Origin of the sequence: Sutcliffiella horikoshii (assembly GCF_021991925.1) — a bacterium.
Classification (GTDB): domain Bacteria; phylum Bacillota; class Bacilli; order Bacillales; family Bacillaceae_I; genus Sutcliffiella_A; species Sutcliffiella_A horikoshii_F.
Genome location: NZ_RXZI01000002.1, coordinates 172,058 through 193,261, shown reverse-complemented (window position 1 = coordinate 193,261; position 21,204 = coordinate 172,058). Strand labels below are relative to the sequence as shown.

The window sequence follows — 21,204 nt, the reverse complement described above, 5'->3', positions numbered from 1 at the left end:
GTCAGACACTTTCGTTGAAAAGTTAGGCAATTCCATCTATAATATAGACAAGAGAGATAGAGGTTCATAAGACCTCAAAACAATCAGGAGGAAAAACATGGCAAAACGTATATTCTTTTTTATTCTTACGAACGTACTTGTCTTAACGACGATTTCCATCATCTTTATGGTGACTGGTGCAGGAAGCTACATTGAAGATGGCGGAATCAACTTTGGCGCACTTTTAATCTTCAGTGCCATCATCGGTTTCACAGGTTCCTTCATTTCCTTATTGATGTCCCGTTGGATGGCAAAGAAAATGATGAACGTGAAGGTCATCGATCCAGATGGTCCGATGAATTCACAAGAGCGTCAAATTGTTGACATGGTTCACCGCATGTCTCGCGCTGCTGGCATCACAAAAATGCCGGAAGTTGGAATTTACCACTCCCCAGAAGTAAACGCCTTTGCAACGGGTCCTTCCAAGAACCGTTCATTGGTTGCTGTTTCCTCTGGTTTATTACAAGAAATGGACGATGCTGCCGTTGAAGGTGTTATTGCCCATGAGGTTGCCCACATTGCCAATGGCGATATGGTAACCATGACTTTATTGCAAGGTGTTGTGAATACATTCGTTGTATTCTTGGCACGTATCGCCGCATTTATCGCGTCCCGTTTTGTAAAAGAAGAAATGGCACCGATTGTGCATTTCATTGCAATCATTGTATTCCAGATCGCATTCTCCATCCTTGGAAGCATTGTCGTATTCGCCTTCTCCCGTTACCGTGAGTTCCACGCAGACCGTGGAGGCGCAGACCTTGCAGGGAAAGACAAAATGGTTCATGCATTGCGTTCCCTTCAGGCTTACACAAACCGTGTGACAGAAGAGAAGGATACTGCGATTGCATCTCTTAAGATCAACGGTAAGAGAAAGAGCTCCCTGTTCTCTACTCACCCTGATTTAAACGAGCGTATCCGCCGTTTGGAAGCGAAATAAATATAAGCATTTAAAAGAGGCAGCCGAATTGGTTGCCTCTTTTAATATAGCTATATAACCGTTGATCTTCGTTCCAGGCGCTTCACTTTTCGTGGGTGGTCCGGAAGCCTCCTCGGGCATTCGCCCTGCGGGGTCTTCCATGTCCCTTCCTCCCGCAGAAGTCTGCGCGCCTTCCACTGCGATCAACTAGGTTTTCTTTTCTATCATTTCATTATCCTACTATTATGTCGCGCTTCTAAGTCCTCTTGAAATTAATGTTAACAAGAATACAAAGATAGCGGCACCGATGATGGCTGGAATGATGGCAAAGTCAGCAACGACAGGTCCTAAAGAACCGAATAACCCGTGACCAATCCATGCACCAACTAAACCTGCAAGCATGGCTCCCAAAATTCCTCCTGGCATTCTACCTGGTGCGATGGCACTACCGATCATTCCAATCACGATTGCTATGATAATGGTAATTAATAATCCTAACATAATGTTTTCCTCCTTAGTGTTATTTGTTGTTCAGCTTGTTACTGTGTATATTTCCGTTGATTGAACTTTTTAAACTTCCCTTATCAAAAACACTAGCTATCGCTTCCTTTTTCTGTGCTATTATAAAATTACCAAATCACAATTTACGAGAGGAGCGAATACAGTGCCAGATATCCAGGATTCCGTTATCATCTCCAAGCCGGTGGAAGAAGTTTTTGCTTTTGCTTCCGACATGGACAATTCCACAAAAATCATGGAAAATGTTGTCGCTATCGAAAAGCTGACAGAAGGCCCATTACAGGTGGGAAGCAAATTTAAAGAAACCCGTGAGATTCGCGGGCGCCAAGCTTCATCCATTATTGAATTTACGGAATATGTCCCAAGTGAACGGTATGTCGTAAAAAGTGAAGCTAATGGGTTGAAGGTCGTCTACCATTATGATTTCAAGCCAACTGTTGAAGGCGGCACACAGGTGAATTTTCATGGGGATATTTACACTTCCGGCATCATCATGAAGTTGACCAAGTCTATCATTCGAAAAATCTTGAAAAAAGAAGATGGGGATCACCTGAATCAGCTGAAGCGTCTCATTGAAGGGACAGCGGAGGAAGTGGAAACGAAAAAGGAAGAGGAATGACCGGGCAGGAATACCTGTCCGGATTTTTTTAAAGGCTCTTTTCGTACACTTTGCTGCTTTTTCGTATGGATACATCCATCGTTATTTCCCTACTGTTGTGCTCTTTTCCTTGCCATACTTAAGAAACTACTTGCACCTTTTGGAGTATGTAAGCAGTAAAAAGTCCAATTGCCGACTTTTTACAAGTAATTAGCAACAATATTTGAGAAAAGAGCCTTTATAGAAGTGGTACCCTTATGGTAAAAAAGTTATTAGTCCCGAGCATAATTTCGTGTTGTTTATTTCTGTTGTTGCGTCCTATCTTCGCACACCTGACAGCCAACCTGCATCCGATTGTTCTTTTAGTGGTGTTTGTTTGCATTTTTGTAGCAACCACCGCTATTTATTTGTTCGTGTGGAAGCTCTCCATCACTATCCCTCGGAGCCTATTTTACGGATGCTTTTTCCTTTACACGGTCGCCCTGTTGATACTTTTATTCATCCGACCTAATGATACAGGAATGAATTCAGTGAACCTGTTACCCTTTGATACCATTCATTTTTATTTTTCCGGCAACGTCCACTGGGTGATTGCTTTCTATAACTTGGCTGCGAACATTGGGCTTTTTATTCCGTTTGGGTTTCTTTTTAGAACGACAACATCCAACAAGCTGTTTCTTTTGTCCGTTCCTTTTTTGTTGGTAAGCGCGATTGAACTTAGCCAATATCTGACACGCAGAGGGAGCCTTGATATGGATGACTTGATTCTGAATGTCCTTGGGTTTTATATCGGCTACGCCTTGTACCCTAGGTTCCAAAGGGTGCTTATACTTAGGTAATCTCCAGCCCTCCGCTTCCCGCTTCATAATCAAAAACGGAGTAGAGCCACTATTAGCTCTACTCCGTTTAGTTTTGTTACCTATGCTTCTTCTTTCCTTTACCTTTTCCCTTCTTCGACTCTTTTACTTCATCTAGTAAAATAGCATTCGCAAGCAGGCGGTAACTATGTTCTGTGTGTGCTCGGAACAATAGGTCGTTTGCGAAAAGGGTGACATTTGCTCCGCTTTCGACAGTGGTGGTGAATGCCCAAGTCTGGCCTTTGGCATTTTCTTTCCCTGGCCACCAGCCTGCAACGAAGTAATCATCTGTATCGGCTACTTGAATCAGTGTTTCAGCTCCGTCTGGCACACTTGTTATCCATGAGCCAGTGGTCCCGTATAACACTTCCTCCGCACCGTAACCGGAAGTGAGGAAAGAGTCTGTGTTTACGGATGTCTTAAGCAATCCTTCATGTGTGAAATTTGTTCGGCCAAAATCAAAGCCATCGAGAATTCCGCTTTGTTTGACTGACTGAAGGACCCTGCCGCCAATGCCGATGTAGGAGGTTCCGGCCTCAATGGCTTCCTTGTTTACCTGGCCTGTAGCGTCTACAATCACATCGGCTTCTTCTATACTAGTGATCTCAAAGCCTAATTGTTTTAAAACAAAACGACTTGCGCCACTGCCTATGACGGCGACTTTAGGTGCACCAGAAAGTTCTTCTACCTTTGATTTATTGTCCAATGGAACCACTTCTAAATAGTAGTGATCTTTTACAGCCAATAAATCGTTGCGGTGAATTACGTAGTCCCCTTTGCTATAGCCATTGCCATCTGCTGTCGCTACGCTTACCGATTTCCCAGCGCTTAATAGCTCATTTACTGCTTTGACGGCTTCGTTGTTCACGTTTTTCACCACATAGTGGCCTTTGTTCTGGTCCACTGCTGTTGTTGGATATTCTGCTTCTAGTACTTGTTCCACCACACCTGTAAAAGCATCCTCCGTGCGTACTTCTTCGATTGTGAAGCCGCGCAGGTCCGGGAAGTTCACGACTATGGCATCGTACATGGCATTCCAGTCGGAAATATCATCTCCTTGATAAAGGACAGCGTTCGCAAATCCACGCTTTGCCTGCTTCATCGGGACCACGTAAGTGCCTTCAGGGTAAACGATTCCAGCAATTTCTACGGAAGAAGTGGTCTTTTCTACCTTAATCCCGTTTCTCAAAAGGTATTCTACCATTTCTGCCGCTTCCCATTTGTTCTTTTGTAAGTCATGCATAGGTAGTACATAGTATTCTGGGAAGAAGTTTTCATTTTCCCCGCGGTCACGACCGATGATGTCCCTGTTTTGATTCACAAGGTGCTCATCGACTGCACGGTTATCTTCGCCTTCTACCCCGCGCTTAAATAATTCCAATTGTTGTTTGAAAAGCTCGTCTTTATTTTCCAGTACAAAATTCGTTGCCCCAAGGCCGGTATGGACCATGGCATACAAGGATTGTTGATTTAATCCCGGGACTTCGATCGTATGCCCAAGCGATCCATGTAGCATGGAATAGATGGCCGTGTAGGCAGGAGTCATGTCGTCCCAGCCATTTTCATAGTCTTCATAAGGAATGGCATATGACTCATAGTCAGAGTTCGCCACGCCTGCCTGTCCCATGGCATGTGCCTGTGAAAGCATGTTTTCCAATAGCAGGTCGTATTCAAAGTTCGGGTTATGTGGCGGTGTACATGGTTCGATCAGAAAGTCGCTCACATAGCCATGCATGTCTAAAAAGGATAACGGAGACCATTTCGCGATCTCTTCCGTGACATAGATAGATTCTTGTTGTGTTTGAAACGCATTATCCCTGTTCAAATCGAATCCATTGATATTGGCACGGGTGTTATGGACGCGGCCATCAGGGTTATGGGTGAAGTTGAAAAGGAATATCACATGTTCCAACGCTTCTTCGACGTTCAGTGTAATCTCTCTTTCTTCCCCATTCTCATTCACTGTTTTAAAGGTGATTTCCCTATCTTGTGAGAGCTTTCGGAACAGTTCAACCTGTGCGTCCACTCCTTCCACTTCATCCGGGTGGATATTATTGAACCAGATTGGCACCTGATAATCACCGATGGTCCCTTCCTCTATTTTCTGCAAAAGCTCTGCCGGATTTTCCAAGGCGACAGGTAAGGTTTCATTCAAATATTTATCTACTGCTGCCTGATCTTTTGCCAGGGTAATGAAATGTATGTCCCTTCCTTCATAGGACTGTCCAAGAGACTTGTATTCTATGAATCTACCATTTTCCGATTGTGCTGCCTCTGTTATTTCATCCAATTCCGGCTTCAGTTGTTCATATGTTAAGTATTCATCATAAACATTGTATGTAATTTCCTTACTTAACTTTTCACCAGACTCTTTATGTGTCACTGCCAACTCATATGTACCGATAATCTCCGGATATAAGACTCTTATATTCCGTGGCGCTAAATTGTCTGTTCCATATAAGAGGTCAAAGTCGAGGACTGCCTTTACGGTTGTGGATTCTCCGACATAGGCAGGAGGTTCTGCGAATGTGATGAAGGGTTCTCCCGTATAATCATTGTCCTTTGTGTTGTATGTTTTCCATTCTTCTAATGGCTTATTTCCAAAAGTCCACTCCAGCTTTTCCAGCGGGATTCTTTCACCAAAATCCACCTGGATTTCCATCTGTCTTTTTTCTGTCATGGAAACAGTGGAAATACTTGTTGATATCTCTTCTTCTGCAACGGTTTGTACGATGGTTTCCGCCTGTGCCCCCTGCATTGGGATTGCAACGGCTAGAAGCATCCAAACAGATAAGAAGGCCAAAAACGGCTTTCTCCAGTTAACGTTCATCTCTCCAACTCCTTTATCATTTTCAAATGTGACCGAGTTTTTTAATATTATGACTCTAAAACACCGCTGTTGTTTTCCGCACTAGGCTTCGCTTTCCTAGGGGCGTTTGGGGAGCCTCCTCGGCTTCGCCTGCGGGGTCTCCCCTAAACGCTATCTCCCTCAGGAGTCTTCGCCTATTGCTCCAATCAACAGCTAGAGTACTGCAGAAATTAAAAGTATGTTGGAACAAAACCAATAATTTTAATATTAAAAAAACTCCTAATGAAAACGATACTAGTAGTTGTTATCACTTTAAAGAGGCAAAGGAAACAGTTCGCTGTCCTACTAAAGCATGAAAAAAGACAGCCATTGCCTGGCTGTCCTCCTTCTTACCTATATTTCTTCCAGAGTTCTACTTCTTTGCAAACCCTTGTTTTTCGATGAAATCTTTCATATGCATCCTCTTTGGATCTCGAAGCATGTTGGCCATCTGACTGGTCCAAGTGTCGGAACGCTTCCCTTTCGTGCGTTCGTGGTAATAGGCAGAGATCTCTTCGTTATAATCCTGCAATTGACTCTTAAATACTGATCCATCCTGTTGATACACGTCTTCATGGTAAACATTTCCCATTGGCAAACGAGGCTTCACCCCGGTTTCCTGGGCCGGATAGCCTACAGCAAGCCCGAATAACGGAATAGTATTGGCTGGCATCTTTAATAGTTCCGCCACCTCTTGGATATTGGAACGGATCCCTCCTATGTAACAAATCCCAAGGCCCATGGATTCGGCCGCAACGGAAGCGTTTTGTGCGGCAAGGGATGCGTCGATGACGGCTACCATGAATTTTTCCGTACTCTCAATGGATGTGGTAACAACTGTTGTTTCCATTTCTCCAATCAAAGCATGGCGGTGGAAATCGGCACAGAATACAAAAAAGTGGCCATTCTCTTCTACATATGGTTGATTTCCTGCCAGTTCTGCCAGCCGCTTTTTCTTTTCCTTATCTTTTACCCCAATAATGGAATACGCTTGAACGAAGCTTGAGGTCGACGCTGCCTGTGCGCTTTGGACGATGGTTTTTATTTGCTCGTCCGTCAAGGCTTTGTCTTCGAATTTACGGACGGATCGGTGCGATAGAATCGTTTCAATGGTTGGGTTCATGCTAGTTTCCCCTCCTGTTTGCTTTTTCCCTATTGTACACAGGAGAGGGAACATATTTCCACTTTCAGTCCTTTTGTTGCTTTAGTCCATCCATTAAAAATGTGATCGCCACTTCCAACTCTTGATCAAAATCCTGATCTTTATCCAGGAAGCGCTGCGTAAAGATCGTTCCGGCAATGGTGGAGATCGTCAAGCGAATGATTGTTTCGGGTGGTAGATTTTTCAGGTCCCCTTTTTCCTGAAAGTGCACCACCACTTTGGTGAAATTAGGAAGAATCACTTCTTGGAAGAGGGTGAAATATGGCTTCTGAAACTCTTCATGAAATGCCACTTCCTGAATGAATATCTTCAGGATAGGAAAGTTCTGATTGATAAATTCATAGCGGTTGTATGCTAGTTTTCTAAGGAACGCTTCATAACTTTCATATTCTCCTTCCAGCACTTCCTTAGAAAAAGATTTAGCCATATGTGGTGCGACAAATTTTGCAACCGTCGGGGAAACGATGGAAAGAAGCAATTCCTTTTTTGTTCGATAATGTCTAAAAATAGTACCCTCGGCCACGCCAGCCTTTTTGGCAATTTCATTCGTGGAGGTTGCGGCATACCCCTTTTCGGCAAAGGTTTCGATGGCCGCCTCTAGTATCTTGCGGTGCTTTTCACTCATTTTCTTTTCCTCTTGATTATTCATGCCTGCCCCTTTCCGCTTCAAGTCATTTATGTCGGACGATATTTTTTTAATGCTCTTATATTCAACAGGATAAACAGAAGAGAGAATCCAAACAACAGAAGGACATTTCCAACTATTTCTTCGAGTCCCTTCCCTCTAATCATAATATCCTTCATCGCTTCTCCTGCATAGGTCAACGGCATAATCAAACTGATTTTCTGGAGCCAACCAGGCATTGCTTCAATGGAAAACAGTCCGGAAAAGAAAACTTGCGGTACGACAACAAGCGGAATGAATTGAATCATCTGCAGTTCGTTCCGGGCGAATGCGGACAACAAAGTACCAAGCGTCAATGCTGTGATGGCAACAGTAAAGGTAACAAAAAGGATGGAGAAAATACTTCCTGCCATCTGAATGTCCAGAATGTAGATCGTAAAGAGGACGATGATGCTAGATTGGATGAGCGTAAATATTCCGAAGCCCGCAACATACCCCATGACAAGCTCCCACCTCTTGATCGGTGTAGCCATCAACCGTTCGAGCGTTCCACTTGTTCTTTCCCTCAGAAACGAAACACCTGCAATCAAAAAGACAAAAAAGAAAACAAAGAATACGATAAGAAAGGGTCCAATATTATCAAACATCTCCATTGCTTCCGATCCATTTGCATACTGTATGTCCAGTGTAATGCCATTATCTTCGGTTGGTTGCATCAAAGCTTGTATTTTATGCAGGATTGCTCGGTTGACGGACGGGTCACTTCCCTCTAAAACCACTTTATCGGTTGTCAGAAAAGCATCCAATTCAGAGTCTCTAACTTTTCCCCATCCTTGTGCTTCTGTATCTAGTAATGTCACTTCAAGGTTAGGATTCTGTAAACGGGACTCTAATTGGTGAGCATCTCCAACCAGACCTATATCAAGCGTTTGTTCCTGATCTGCAAACACCACATTCATCAAAGTTAAAATAAGCATAGGCGCAATTATCATTAGGCCTAACGTTCTTTTATCGCGAACAAATTGACGTAAAATACGAATGATTACAGCAGTGACTCTCATACTGTTGCACCTCCAAGTGTCAAGAATGCGTCTTCCATATTCGTTGTCCCTGTTGCCCTTTCAAGTTCAGCTGTACTTCCTACCGCAAGCAACTCTCCTTCTCTGATCATGGCAAGCCTGTCGCATTTTTGCGCTTCATCCATTACATGGGTGGTCACCAGGACGGTGGTGCCTTTCTCACTGAGTTTTCTCAGTTCCTCCCAAATAGACTTCCTGAGGAGAGGGTCAATCCCAACGGTAGGTTCATCAAGTATGAGTATTTCTGGATTGTGTAAAAGAGAGATTGCAAGGGAGAGGCGGCGTTTCATCCCACCCGAGAATTGTTGAACAGGTTTATGAAGATGTTCTTGAAGGTTTACAAGTTCTATCACATCTGTGATTCTTTTTTTCCTTTCCGCCGTTTTCATAGTATAAAGTGTTGCAAAAAATTGAAGGTTTTCCCATGCTGTCAGGTCTTGATACAACGCATCTGACTGTGCCATATACCCGATCCTTTCCGAAAGTGACAGGCTTGGCATTTTAACATTCAGTACCTCCACCTCCCCATCATGGATTCTCTGAAGGCCTGCAATTGCTTTTACAAGTGTTGTCTTACCAGCTCCAGATGGCCCCAAAAAACCGAAAATCTCCCCTCTTTCTATGGATAAACTGATATTTTTTATAACATCTGTATTTCCGAAAGAAATAGATAATTGAGATACAATGCAGACATGATTGGTCATTTTTATTGCCTCCTTCTTAAAGTGAGTGATTACTCACTTTTTCTACTCAAACATACTGGATAGACGGCCCAACTGTCAATAGAAAGTGTAAATCTTTCGTTATAGGGAAAGATAAAATATTGACCTAGTAAAGAGAGAAGGAGATCTGAGGGTGAAAAAGCTAGATATTGTGTTTTGGTTTTCTGCCATAGTGGTGGCATTGTTGGTGATAATAGGTGCAGTTGCGCCGAAAGCTTTTGCTTCTGTGGCAACGGAAATTTTCAATTTCACCACTTATGCGTTTGGCTGGTTTTATTTATTAGCGGTATTATTTTTTGTTTTATTTTGTATAGTCATTGCCTTGACTAAGTATGGAAGGGTACGCCTTGGAAGTGATGAGGACCGGCCTGAATTTCCTTTTTTCACTTGGGTCGGGATGCTTTTCAGTGCAGGATTTGGCGTCGGACTGGTATTCTGGGGAATTGCCGAACCGATGAGTCATTTTTTCACGCCACCCAGAGAAACAGTGGATGCTTTAGGGGAAGAGGCCGCACGTGTGGCCATGCAGTATTCCTTTTTTCATTGGGGTGTTAGTCAGTGGTCGGTCTTTACCATTGTAGGTTTGGCCATCGGATATTTTCAATTCCGGAAAAAAGAGGACGGGCTTATCTCTACGACACTGAAACCGATTATCGGGGAAAAGAAGCGTGAATACATACGAAAACCGATAGATATTCTTGCGGTCATTGCGACAGTAATGGGAGTTGCCACCTCACTCGGACTGGGGATCCTCCAGATCAATGGGGGATTGAATGTAGTGTTCGGCATTCCGAATAATGGCATGATCCAGCTTATTATCATGGTGGTCCTGTTGGTGCTCTACCTAACCTCCACTACTACCGGAATTGAGCGTGGCATCAAATACTTAAGCAACTTGAACCTCACTTTGGCCTTGCTATTGATGCTTTTTGTGTTTATTGCAGGTCCGACTGTCTTTATTTTGAATACATTCACATTGGGAATTGGTGATTATATTTCGAGTTTCTTTAACACAAGCTTACGACTAACTCCATATCAAGGAGGGACATGGGTACGTGATTGGACGATTTTCTATTGGGCGTGGGCCATCGCCTGGTCCCCATTTGTCGGAGCATTCATCGCCAGGGTTTCCAGGGGACGAACGATTCGGGAATTCGTATTCGGGGTACTGATTGTACCTCCTGTTATCGCTTTGTTCTGGATTGCGGTATTTGGCGGGACCGCCCTGCATTTTGATTTGTTTGGCGGAACAGAGATTGCCCAGGCGGTAGATAATGATATCACCTCGGCCCTGTTCGCAACCTTTGCACAGCTGCCATTTACATTTATTTTATCGTTGCTGTCGATATTGCTTATTTTTACCTTCTTAATTACTTCCGCAGACTCTGCAACCTATATTTTAGGCACGATGACTTCTAGGGGAAGCTTGAATCCTCCCCTTTTCTTGCGAGTCATTTGGGGTACCTTGATGGCCGCGATTGCCGCCGTTTTGCTGATGGCAAGTGGACTGGAGGGTCTGCAAACCGCCTCTCTTGTCTCGGCGTTGCCGTTTACGGTCATCTTGATAGCAATTTGCTATTCCCTTTTTAAATCTTTAAGGAGGGAGCCCGGGTTGAAAAGGAGTAATAGAAAGTTATAAAGAATGCGGAAAACATACGGCTATGCACCCTCTTTTAACGGAGGGTGTTTTTTTGTATTGTCTAAAAAAGCAGGAAAATATCTATAAGTAGAGAAATGTAATGGAGGGATGGGATAAATTTCGACAAAAAACCTATTGGGGGGAATATATGTGAAAGCAATCATTTCATTTTTCAACCGTATTATGCAGCGTTATTTACCGGATCCATTCTTGTTTGTTATTATCCTGACACTTGTGGTATTCGGTCTTGGACTCATTTTCACTGACAGCGGCCCTACAGAAATGGTACAGCATTGGGGTGGGGGTTTCTGGGCTCTGCTTACATTTTCCATGCAGATGGTACTGGTTCTGGTCACTGGGTACGTACTGGCTAGTAGCGCCATTTTCAAAAAGTTTCTAGGCGCCTTGGCTTCCACCGCTAAAACTCCAGGAAGCGCAATCATTATTGTAACCATTGTCTCTATCATTGCTAGCTGGATCAACTGGGGCTTTGGACTTGTTATTGGGGCTTTATTTGCAAAGGAACTTGCGAAGCGAGTTCAAAATGTCGACTATAGACTATTAATTGCAAGCGCTTACAGCGGATTCATTGTATGGCATGGAGGATTTTCTGGCTCCATCCCGTTAACCATTGCAACCGAAGGTCATTTTTCAGAAGGGTTGATTGGGGTCATTTCTACGGATCAGACCATTTTCGCTCCATTCAACCTGATCATATTGGCTGCACTTTTTGTGACATTGCCACTATTAAATCGATTCATGATGCCATCAAAGGATGAAACGGTCACAGTCGATCCTACTCTGTTGGATGATGCATCAAGCCTTCAGGCGGCAACAGTCGAGCAATCAAAAATGACACCAGCTGAGCGTTTGGAGAACAGTTGGGTTCTCTCCCTCGCAGTCTCCGTTATGGGTCTAGTATTCCTATTCTACTACTTTGCCGATAATGGGTTTAAACTTAATCTAGATATTGTGAACTTTCTTTTCTTATTCCTAGGAATTCTGTTCCACTGGCGTCCAAAGAACTTCCTTGAATCCGTTACGAATGCCGTCAAGGGAGCTAGCGGCATCATCATCCAGTTCCCTTTCTATGCAGGAATCATGGGGATGATGACCTTATCTGGTCTAGCTGCCGTTATGTCCAAAGCGTTCGTCAACATTTCCAATGAACACACATTCCATTTCTTTGCTTTCCTTAGCGCTGGAATTGTGAACTTTTTCGTACCTTCAGGTGGCGGACAATGGTCCGTACAGGCACCCGTTATGTTGGAGGCAGCTCAAACAATGAATGTATCCATTGCGCGGACTGCTCTTGCCGTTTCATGGGGCGATGCGTGGACGAACCTCATCCAACCGTTCTGGGCATTGCCAGCTCTCGCAATTGCCGGACTGAAGGCAAAGGACATCATGGGCTTCTGTGTCATTGTCCTTTTTGTAAGTGGCACCATTATTTCACTGGCATTCTTACTGCTATGACGGGACCGGGTACGGGCCGGGTACCATTCTTAAACCAAACCCTCCACTCACAATCATTGGTGTGGAGGGTATTTTTGTGGAATCTTTGTTACTTTCATGATGTAGAGATATATGGCCAAAGTAAGGGATTGAATGTAAAAGTAGAAGGGATAAGAATATATGAATACATACCCCTCTTTATAATGAAAAACCCCGAGATAGGTAGCTATCCCCTCTGTAAACATCGCTATGATCGACCACATGACAATATAAAGCATGTTGAAATACCCCTTGATTTTGAGATAGCTATGAAAGTAGAAGAAAAGGTAGCCAAATGGTCCGTACTGAATATAGGAAAGGAAATCGAAAAGTTCAAAATACGAGCTATCATTCACATCATAAAAATCAAATGGTGGGATGCTGATGGTATGATCAAAAATGATACCGCTATTGACCCCAATGATGAGAAATAAGAGAGTGAGCGGTAATGGGAATCTTTTCGGTAAAAAGAAAATGAGGGCATAGCCAGCAAGCAGCGAAACAATGATAAACCATTCATTGGAATTGAAATAATAATCATAATTTATGATTGGTGTTGGTTCCATTTCCATTGCTCACCATCCCTTCTTTTATTAATAGACGGCGGTAGAATGCGGTAATTCCCAAGGCAGCGACAAGGTAAATGGCCGTTACTACAAAGGAGATGAAAAATGTCCACATATGATAATGAATGATGGAGAAGTGGATGGCCATTGCCTCACTCAACAAAATGACTATCATCGTGAAAACCCCTCCCATCACTTGAAGGCCACGTGATTTCTGGAATACACTGTTGACGTAAATCAACAAGATCAACGGAAAGATAATATTGCGTTGAAGCCAAAAACAAATGAACAAATACGGTTCCTTGTTGTACATGATGAGACTTAGGTTCATGCTGATCATGGTAAGTACACATTTGTTCACAAAAAGGAAAAATAAGAACAGCAATAAATTTTCTATCATGAGAAGGGGCTTCTTTTGAAAGAGGAAATAGCTTGCGATAAACCATGTGAGGATAAGATAGATTACCAATTCCATTTTGGCGCCTCCTTTGAATGTATAAATTGAGTCTTTTTTCCTATAAGCGCATTAAAAAAAGGGAAGCCGTTTAAATGAATTTGGCTTCCCTTTAGCATTCCGCATCGTGGCTATCTAATACATTTGTTTTTTTGAGTTTGGTTCTGGTGAGATTGAGATAATGACAATTTCGCGTTGCTTTTTCCATCGAGATTGTCTTTATACCTCTTATAATGACAATCTCACGTTGCTTTTTTCGTCGAGATTGTCTTCATACCACTTATGATGACAATCCCCAGCTGCCTTTTTCGTCGAGATTGTCTTTATACCACTTATGATGACAATCCCCAGCTGCTTTTTCCGTCGAGACTGTCTTTATACCACTTATGATGACAATCCCCAGCTGCTTTTTTCGTCGAGATTGTCTTTATACCACTTATGATGACAATCTCCAGCTGCTTTTTCCGTCGAGATTGTCTTTATACCACTTATGATGACAATCCCCAGCTGCTTTTTCCGTCGAGACTGTGATTGTCATCATCCTCCAACTACAGCTCCATTGATGCCAAGCATAGTTTCACAACTCCCACGCTTGTACCTTCTCCACCGTGCCGCTCCCAGAAACCCTAACTTCCCCTGCAACAGACACGTCAGGGAATACCCTTGCCGTAAATACTTCTTCCCCACCGTTCAAGAACACTTCGATGGAGGACGTGTCCAAAAACGCACGCAACTCTGTCATGGCTCCTAGTTTGCAGCTCCTTGTTTCCCATTCTCCTGTCACAAAGCTCTTGCGATGAAGAGAAAATACACTCGACGAAGCGTCATAAGTTAGCTGTGCAGCTTCACCCAGGTTAAGATCAAAGGAGGACAAATCCCTTCCGAAAGAAAAGTTCATCTCAAACGTTCCCCCCTCTTCCATCGCAAGTCCTACTTTGTCCTCGGATAGTTGCACATCCGAAAGCTCGACCAAATTTTCCTGTCTCATTTTGGCTAACTCCTCGACAGGTACCTGCAGCAATTTCCCATCCACCCATTTCAACTCACGTGGTAAGGTCAGGGCATGAATCCACTTATGGGCGATAGTAGGATGTTTGTCCTCGTCCTGTTCCGGAACACCCATCCATCCGACCATCAAGCGACGTCCTTTTTCATCCAAGGTGGTTTGTGGGGCATAGAATTCAAAGCCTCGGTCCAACTCTACAAAATCTCCATGTTCAAATGTAGCGTTCTCGTAATCAAGGTTTCCAATAAAATAGCCTGCCTGGTAAACATTTTGATACTTCATACCGTCTGATTCAAGGCCCTGAGGTGATGCGATAAGCACATCCACCCCATCCAATTTAAACAGGTCCGGGCATTCCCACATATAGCCGAAATCGCCCAAGCCATTCATTCCTGAGCCGGCAATGGCACCAAGATGCTGCCATTCCTTAAAATCAGCTGACCGCAGAAGGGCGACTTTACCAGTCAGGTCCTCACTTTGCGCACCGACGACCATATACCATTCCGACCCTTTCTTCCATACTTTGGGATCCCGGAAATGGGCGGTGTATCCTTCCGGCAGCTCTACAACCGGACCCTTTTTGTCAAAAGTCACACCGTTTTCCGAGACAGCCATGCATTGATAAGTCTCGCGGTTTCCTGCCTCATCCTTCACATTTCCTGTATAAAAGAGAACCATGTTCCCGTCATGCTCGATGGCACTTCCTGAATAGCAACCGTTCACTTCGAACCATTCGCTTGGGGCAAGGGCAACCGGCTCATGCTTCCATGAAACGAGATCTGCCGAGGAATAATGCCCCCAATATTTCGCACCATGGCCGGTTTTGAATGGCATCCACTGGTAGAAGAGGTGATAGGTCCCGTTCCATTGGATGAATCCGTTGGGATCATTCAATAAGCCGACAGGTGGCATAAGGTGGAAGCGCAGACGGTAAGGGTCGCTCTCTACCACCTTTTTATTTTTCTCGACTTCTTCCTCTGCAAGTCTGATAAGTTCTTGTTCTCTTTCTGTCATAAAAGAAAAACTCCTTTATTTTGCTAGGATGGATTGAACCTGATCTAATGTAGGAAGTGCGGTCATCGCACCTTTTTCAGAGGCAGCAAGGGAACCAGAAATACTTGCGAAAGTCGCCATTTCCACGGCAGTTTCAAGCGTGAGGCTACGGATATCCCCTTCCCATTCATTCGCCTTATAAAGAATTCCGGAGACAAATGCATCACCCGCACCTGTCGTGTCCACCGTTTCTACCTTGCGGGCAGGTACATGCTGATGACCTTCTTTTGTAAAAACAAAACTTCCTTCTGAGCCAAGTGTCACAAGTAGCAGAGGAATCTCATAATCAGCAAGCTTTGCCGCCCCTTTTTCAATATCTTTCTCGCCTGTAATGAACTCCAGTTCTTCTTCGGAAATCTTTAGGATATCGGCATAAGGAAGCATGGAGATGATTTGTTCTTTCGCCGCTTCCTCGCTGTCCCAGAGACCAAGGCGAAGATTCGGGTCATAGGAAACCGTCATGCCTTTTTCTTTTGCAAGCTTCACTGCTTTTATGGTTGCATTTCTTGAAGGCTCACTAATAAGGGAGATGGAGCCGAAATGCAAGATTTTATTTTCCTCAAAAAGCTCCTCTTCCAACTCTTCTTCTGTTAAAAAGCGATCCGCGCTTGGATTGATGTAGAAGTCAAAGCTGCGTTCGCCATCTTCTAGGGTGACGAACACGACACCTGTGCGGATATCGTCTGTCAGAAGCATAGAGTTTGTGTTGACACCGTAGTCTGAAAGGGTCTTATGCAGGAACCTCCCTAGTACGTCATTCCCCACTTTGCCGATGAAAGTGGACTTTGCCTGAAGGCGTGCAACTCCGACAGCTACGTTTGCCGGGGCACCACCAGGGCTTTTTTGAAAGGTGATGTTGTCGGGATCAAGCGGGATGAAGTCTATCAGCGCTTCTCCTAGTGAGATGATTCCTTTTTTCATGGGATGGTTCCTCCTTTGTTTAGTTCTGATAAAGGTATTCTTGATATATAAAGATTTATAGCTGTTGATTGGAGCAAAAGGCGAAGACTCCTGCGGGAGGTAGCGGTAGGTTGAGACCCCTGAAGCGTTGTGAGGAGGCTCAAGCACACGCCCCGCGGAAAGCGAAGCCATTTTGCGGAAATCAACAGCGGTGTTCAATAGAGACCTTTTAATTGAATATTACCCTTTTACCTCTTCTTCCTTAATCCCCATAATCCATGTCGCAACAAAGGCACCCACTACCGCAATCGCGAAACCAATCAGGTAGTTGACGACATTGACTGTTCCGAACTCAACAAGGATGGCAATCATCGGGATCCCTGTCAGGCCATAAGCGTTGGCGACTACATTGGTCAAGACGACATACGCCCCACCTAATGCACCACCGATCGCGGCTCCGATAAATGGTTTACGGTATCTCAAGTTTACCCCAAAGATTACTGGTTCTGTAATTCCCAAGAAGGCAGATAGGGATGCAGGCAATGCCAGTTCTTTCGTTTTTGCGCGCTTTGCCAGGAAGTATACGGCAAGACCTGCCCCGCCTTGCGCCACATTGGCCATGGACCAGATTGGCAACAGGTAGTTGAAGCCTAATTCTGCAAGGAGACCGGCTTCGATTGCATGGAAACTGTGGTGGACTCCTGTAATAACGATCAGGGAGTACAATCCACCGAAAATAAGGCCGGCAAAGACACTACCGTATTCATAAACAAAGTTCAGGACAACCGTGATACCCGATCCAATTGCATTTCCTAATGGTCCGATTGCAAGTAAAGTGATAAATCCAGTCAAAATGACGGTAACAAATGGAGTGACAAGCAAATCTACTGCACTTGGTACTATTTTACGTAGGTTCTTTTCAATCAAACTCATGACAAATACGGCAAGAAGGACAGGTACGACCGTTCCTTGATAACCGATCAAGGCAACGTCCATTCCCATAAAGTCCATGTATTCAGGGTTTGCTTCTGCTAAGCCCCATGGGTTCAGAAGATCAGGGTGTGTCATGATTCCACCGATAACTGCTCCAAGGAATGGATTTCCCCCGAACTCTTTTGCTGCACTATAGCCGAGCAAAATTGGCAGGATGATGAATGCCGCACTGGAGAACATGTTCAGCATTTTCACAAACGAGCTGTCGTCCGCTACCCATCCGAATGTCGTCACCATTCCAAGCAGTCCCATCAATAGACCGCTTGCCACGATGGCCGGGATGATTGGTACAAAAATATTAGATAACGTTCTTGCAAAACGGGCAAACGGGTTCATTTTCTTTTTCGCCGCTTCTGAATGATCTTGTGTATCTTTTTCTTTCAAGCCCACTTCTTCAGCAAATTCAGCATATACTTTATTGACGATACCTGTCCCAAAGATGACCTGGAACTGTCCAGAGCTTGCAAACGCCCCTTTTACCCCATCAAGCTCTTCTATTTTGTCACGATTGGCTGTCGCTTTATCGTCGTCTTTCAAGACAAGTCTGAGCCGTGTGGCACAGTGTGTGGCACTGATGACATTGTCTTCTCCCCCAAGTAAGGGAATTAAGTCTTTTGCTACCTCTTTATAATTCATGATGAGCACCTCATTTTCCTATTATTTTTATCAAAAACAAAAGACCTAAAACTCACAAGGTGGGTAGAGCTCTCCCTACTTCCTTGCTAGTTTTAGGTCTTGCCTGCATTACCAGTCACAATCCTGTATATACATGTTAGCGAATACGTTTACATTTTAACCAGTTCGACAAAATTCGTCAATAGTAAAACTTTGTTTATTTTCCCTTCAAGTCCGTTAAGCGTTGGATATGGAGTGTGATGTAACCAACTTCGGATAGAGGGAAGTGGATGTCATACTCTGCAAGCAAAAAATCCGCAATCTTTTGCGCCGTTCCGAATGCTTTCCCGAATTTCATCTGAAGCAATTCCAGCATTTCCGGGTCCATGGAGTGGAAAGGTTCCCCTTCTTCCACACGGTTAATGGCAAATCGAAGATGTGTGAGCAAACGTTGATAGTTGATTGATGTCTCTTCAATCGTCATGTCAAATTCGTTCTCGATCATGTCGATCGCATCTCTGATGATGGAAGCAAGCTGCATGGTGTTTTGCATGCTTTTCGATCCCATTTTCGCGGTGTGGAGATGCAGGGCGATATGTCCGACTTCATCATCAGGAATGCTTACGCCAAGTCGTTCTTTTATCAACTGCTGTGCCCATTGGCCAATTTCGTATTCGGGCTTGTACAAGACCCGGATTTCGTTCAGCAATTTGTTTTGTATGGTGTAGCCTTTTTCCAACCGTTCAATCGCAAACGAGAGGTGATCCGTCAAGGAAATATGCACATGGTTGCTTAAAGGCACCATCAGTTTCCCTTCGGCATAGCTGATGATCTCCTCCGCCACATCGATATGCTCGACAGGAAGGGTAGAAAGCAACTCTTGAAACTTGTCGTTTTCCTCTTTCATGACAAAAATCTTCTCGATTTTGCTCCGGTCGACCAGGTCGTTTTTTCGCTTTTGGAATCCGACCCCAAGCCCCATCACAATCTTTTCCTGGTCATCCTCTTTCACGACGACCGAGTTATTGTTTAATACTTTACTTATTTTCAATCTCGTCTCTCCCCAATTTAACCGCCCTATTTATCTTTTATTATAACCAATCGAATTGGCTATACAAAGCAGTTACTTGCAACTGTAAAAGAAAACAGGGCGACAACCGGAAAATTACGCTTTTATATTCCAATCCACCAATGCTGTTTCACCTTTTGTTGCTGTTTTAACAGCATGTTTTGTCACTGTATCAATGATGTCACCGTTTGTTAGGATAACAGGTGTCACAATGCTTTTTGCTTTTTCGTTTATAAGTGCGATATCAAATGTTAGGAGTGGAGTTCCTACTTTTACTTTATCGCCTACTTCCACAAGTCCCTCAAACCCTTCGCCTTTCATGCCTACTGTTTCAAGACCTACGTGGATAAGCACTTCCACACCCGTTTCCGATTTGATTCCGATCGCGTGTTTTGTAGGGAAGAATTGTACGATTTCTCCGTTGACAGGTGATACCACCGTACCTTCTGTCGGCTCGATCGCGATGCCGTCTCCCATCATTTTTTGTGCGAATACAGGGTCTGGCACTTCTTCAAGCGGAATGATCTTTCCAGTGATTGGTGCTACCAAGACTTCTTCTGTCTTTACTTCTTCTTTGCTTCCGAAAAGCTTTTTGAAAAATGACATGTATTTTCCTCCTAAATGTCTGAATTGTGCGGAAATAGAAAAAGACCCAATACGCTACTCCTTTATCGAGTAAGCGTATTAGGTCTTGCCTGCATCACCAGTCACAATCCTAAATGTGTGAGTATTTTTATTAGCGCTCAGTTAAACATTCCCGCATTGGAGAGTCTTCTCTAACAGAGCTATTATGTTATAAAGTTAAGACAGATCTCTCTATTTGTCAATCAATACGTGAGGGTGCCTTTGACTAGCTTTTCCCAGTCTGGGTAGAGGTCGTTGCGTCGGTCACGCCAGGTCGTCACCGATCCGCTTTCTCTTACTTTGTAGAGAAGTGTCAAATCCAGGTCTCCCGTGATGATCATATCTGTGTTCAATTCCCCTTCTGCCACGATCCCTTTTGGAGGGAATGGTACATCATTTGGTGAAATGATGGCAGCTTGTCCAAAGTTTCCTCGCATGAAGTCAACGGTCGGCAAGGAGCCGATTGTCCCTGTTGTCACGACATAGATCTGATTTTCAATCGTACGTGCGTGGCAGGAGTATCTTACGCGATGGAAGCCATGGCGATCGTCTGTGCAGGATGGGCAGAACACCACATCCGCCCCCATTGCCTTCACAAGTCTTACTGCTTCCGGAAACTCGATGTCATAGCATGTTAGCATGGAGATGGGACCAAAATCTGTATGGAAAATTCGCAGGTCCTCCCCGGGGGTCAGACCCCATTCATACACTTCTGTTGGTGTCAGGTGCAGCTTTGCCTGCGTTTCTATCCGTCCATCTGGGTAAAAGAGGTGGGCTGCGTTATAAAGTTTGCCTTCTTTTTCAATGATGTGTGTGCCACCGATGATATGCATACCAGTCTGAATGGCAATTCCACTGAACAACTGCTGATAGTGTTCTGTATATTTCGGAAGATCATGAATGGTCTGTTCTCTCCCGTCTACTGGAAAAGAAATCAGTTGGGTCGTCAAAAACTCAGGGAACAGGACAAAATCCGCGTCAAACTCAGCGGCAGTTTTGACATAATGAATCACTTGATTTGCAAACTCGTCAAAGCTTGAAATCGTATGCAATGGATATTGCACAGCAGAAGCACGAAACTTCATGGCAGCAGACCCCCTTAAATCTATGAGAATAGTTCTTTTATTAACCGAAATTCTTTTGTTGTAACTAGTCTATTATAAGGGATGGGAGGCTAGAGGAACAATGATGGATTTTTGGGATGTTTTGGTAGAGGGTTGGGAGGGGCCGTGGGGGCTGAGTGGCAGGTGATGGGTATGTCGAGTGGTGACGATTCGTGTCGATTTCATGATATATCTCAAAAATTCATGATATATTTCAAAATTTCATGATATAACTTTTAAATTCATGATATATCCCAGAAATTCATGATATATCTAAAACTCCCCTGATAGCCCACGGACCCTTCTCTTAAAATTGCGAGCAA

At 44.0% G+C, this 21,204-nt stretch carries 19 protein-coding genes; 5 read left to right on the top strand and 14 right to left on the bottom strand.

Going from position 1 to position 21,204, the window contains the following annotated elements:
- The first annotated feature begins 97 nt into the window (after window positions 1–97).
- Window positions 98–976, top strand: coding sequence for a protease HtpX (gene htpX / locus EKQ44_RS06360; protein ID WP_237662732.1), 879 nt, complete (start codon window positions 98–100; stop codon window positions 974–976).
- Between the two features lie 222 nt (window positions 977–1,198).
- On the opposite strand, the gene EKQ44_RS06355 is transcribed toward htpX, so the two are convergent.
- Window positions 1,199–1,456 (bottom strand): GlsB/YeaQ/YmgE family stress response membrane protein, encoded by a 258-nt coding sequence (locus tag EKQ44_RS06355; RefSeq protein ID WP_237662731.1) that lies wholly within the window; start codon window positions 1,454–1,456, stop codon window positions 1,199–1,201.
- Between the two features lie 163 nt (window positions 1,457–1,619).
- Between EKQ44_RS06355 and EKQ44_RS06350 the strand changes: the two genes are divergently transcribed.
- Together EKQ44_RS06350 and EKQ44_RS06345 are read left to right on the top strand one after the other, a co-directional pair.
- Entirely contained in the window at window positions 1,620–2,093 is a 474-nt protein-coding gene (locus EKQ44_RS06350) for an SRPBCC family protein (RefSeq protein WP_237662730.1), read from the top strand.
- A gap of 236 nt (window positions 2,094–2,329) precedes the next feature.
- Window positions 2,330–2,911: a VanZ family protein gene (locus EKQ44_RS06345; protein ID WP_237662729.1), complete on the top strand. Its 582-nt coding sequence runs from the start codon at window positions 2,330–2,332 to the stop codon at window positions 2,909–2,911.
- Between the two features lie 76 nt (window positions 2,912–2,987).
- On the opposite strand, the gene EKQ44_RS06340 is transcribed toward EKQ44_RS06345, so the two are convergent.
- The 5 genes from EKQ44_RS06340 to ccmA form a co-directional block, all read right to left on the bottom strand.
- On the bottom strand, window positions 2,988–5,759 hold the full coding sequence (locus EKQ44_RS06340) for a M14 family metallopeptidase (RefSeq protein ID WP_237662728.1): 2,772 nt from the start codon (window positions 5,757–5,759) through the stop codon (window positions 2,988–2,990).
- 391 nt (window positions 5,760–6,150) lie between these two features.
- The gene (gene nfsA / locus EKQ44_RS06335; RefSeq protein WP_237662727.1) at window positions 6,151–6,900 is read right to left on the bottom strand and encodes an oxygen-insensitive NADPH nitroreductase; all 750 of its coding nucleotides are present in this window, start codon (window positions 6,898–6,900) and stop codon (window positions 6,151–6,153) included.
- Between the two features lie 64 nt (window positions 6,901–6,964).
- Window positions 6,965–7,588, bottom strand: a complete 624-nt coding sequence (locus EKQ44_RS06330; RefSeq protein ID WP_237662726.1) for a TetR/AcrR family transcriptional regulator — start codon at window positions 7,586–7,588, stop codon at window positions 6,965–6,967.
- Window positions 7,589–7,614: 26 nt separating this feature from the next.
- The gene (locus EKQ44_RS06325; protein ID WP_237662725.1) at window positions 7,615–8,625 is read right to left on the bottom strand and encodes an ABC transporter permease; all 1,011 of its coding nucleotides are present in this window, start codon (window positions 8,623–8,625) and stop codon (window positions 7,615–7,617) included.
- Entirely contained in the window at window positions 8,622–9,347 is a 726-nt protein-coding gene (ccmA, locus tag EKQ44_RS06320) for a heme ABC exporter ATP-binding protein CcmA (RefSeq protein WP_237662724.1), read from the bottom strand. The genes EKQ44_RS06325 and ccmA overlap by 4 nt, the downstream gene beginning before the upstream one ends.
- A 151-nt stretch (window positions 9,348–9,498) precedes the next feature.
- Here ccmA and EKQ44_RS06315 point away from each other — a divergent pair, with 151 nt between their 5' ends.
- A complete protein-coding gene (locus EKQ44_RS06315) occupies window positions 9,499–11,004 on the top strand; it encodes a BCCT family transporter (protein ID WP_414491252.1) in 1,506 nt (501 codons plus the stop codon).
- A 150-nt stretch (window positions 11,005–11,154) separates the two neighbouring features.
- A complete protein-coding gene (locus EKQ44_RS06310; protein WP_237662723.1) occupies window positions 11,155–12,480 on the top strand; it encodes a short-chain fatty acid transporter in 1,326 nt (441 codons plus the stop codon).
- 53 nt (window positions 12,481–12,533) lie between these two features.
- Here EKQ44_RS06310 and EKQ44_RS06305 read toward each other — a convergent pair whose 3' ends face one another.
- The 8 genes from EKQ44_RS06305 to EKQ44_RS06270 all read right to left on the bottom strand — a co-directional run bounded on the left by EKQ44_RS06305 (window position 12,534) and on the right by EKQ44_RS06270 (window position 20,863).
- On the bottom strand, window positions 12,534–13,070 hold the full coding sequence (locus tag EKQ44_RS06305) for a hypothetical protein (RefSeq protein ID WP_237662722.1): 537 nt from the start codon (window positions 13,068–13,070) through the stop codon (window positions 12,534–12,536).
- Complete coding sequence (locus EKQ44_RS06300) at window positions 13,036–13,539, bottom strand: hypothetical protein (protein WP_237662721.1); 504 nt, start codon at window positions 13,537–13,539, stop codon at window positions 13,036–13,038. Before EKQ44_RS06300 ends, EKQ44_RS06305 begins: the two co-directional genes overlap by 35 nt.
- A gap of 556 nt (window positions 13,540–14,095) precedes the next feature.
- Window positions 14,096–15,538, bottom strand: a complete 1,443-nt coding sequence (locus EKQ44_RS06295) for a sucrose-6-phosphate hydrolase (protein ID WP_237662720.1) — start codon at window positions 15,536–15,538, stop codon at window positions 14,096–14,098.
- Window positions 15,539–15,553: 15 nt separating this feature from the next.
- The gene (locus EKQ44_RS06290; protein WP_237662719.1) at window positions 15,554–16,498 is read right to left on the bottom strand and encodes an aminoimidazole riboside kinase; all 945 of its coding nucleotides are present in this window, start codon (window positions 16,496–16,498) and stop codon (window positions 15,554–15,556) included.
- 219 nt (window positions 16,499–16,717) lie between these two features.
- Entirely contained in the window at window positions 16,718–18,106 is a 1,389-nt protein-coding gene (locus tag EKQ44_RS06285; protein ID WP_237662718.1) for a sucrose-specific PTS transporter subunit IIBC, read from the bottom strand.
- A gap of 196 nt (window positions 18,107–18,302) precedes the next feature.
- Window positions 18,303–19,136, bottom strand: a complete 834-nt coding sequence (locus EKQ44_RS06280; protein ID WP_237662717.1) for a PRD domain-containing protein — start codon at window positions 19,134–19,136, stop codon at window positions 18,303–18,305.
- Between the two features lie 114 nt (window positions 19,137–19,250).
- The gene (locus EKQ44_RS06275) at window positions 19,251–19,760 is read right to left on the bottom strand and encodes a PTS sugar transporter subunit IIA (RefSeq protein ID WP_237662716.1); all 510 of its coding nucleotides are present in this window, start codon (window positions 19,758–19,760) and stop codon (window positions 19,251–19,253) included.
- Between the two features lie 221 nt (window positions 19,761–19,981).
- Complete coding sequence (locus EKQ44_RS06270; RefSeq protein WP_237662715.1) at window positions 19,982–20,863, bottom strand: carbon-nitrogen hydrolase family protein; 882 nt, start codon at window positions 20,861–20,863, stop codon at window positions 19,982–19,984.
- Window positions 20,864–21,204: the final 341 nt, after the last annotated feature.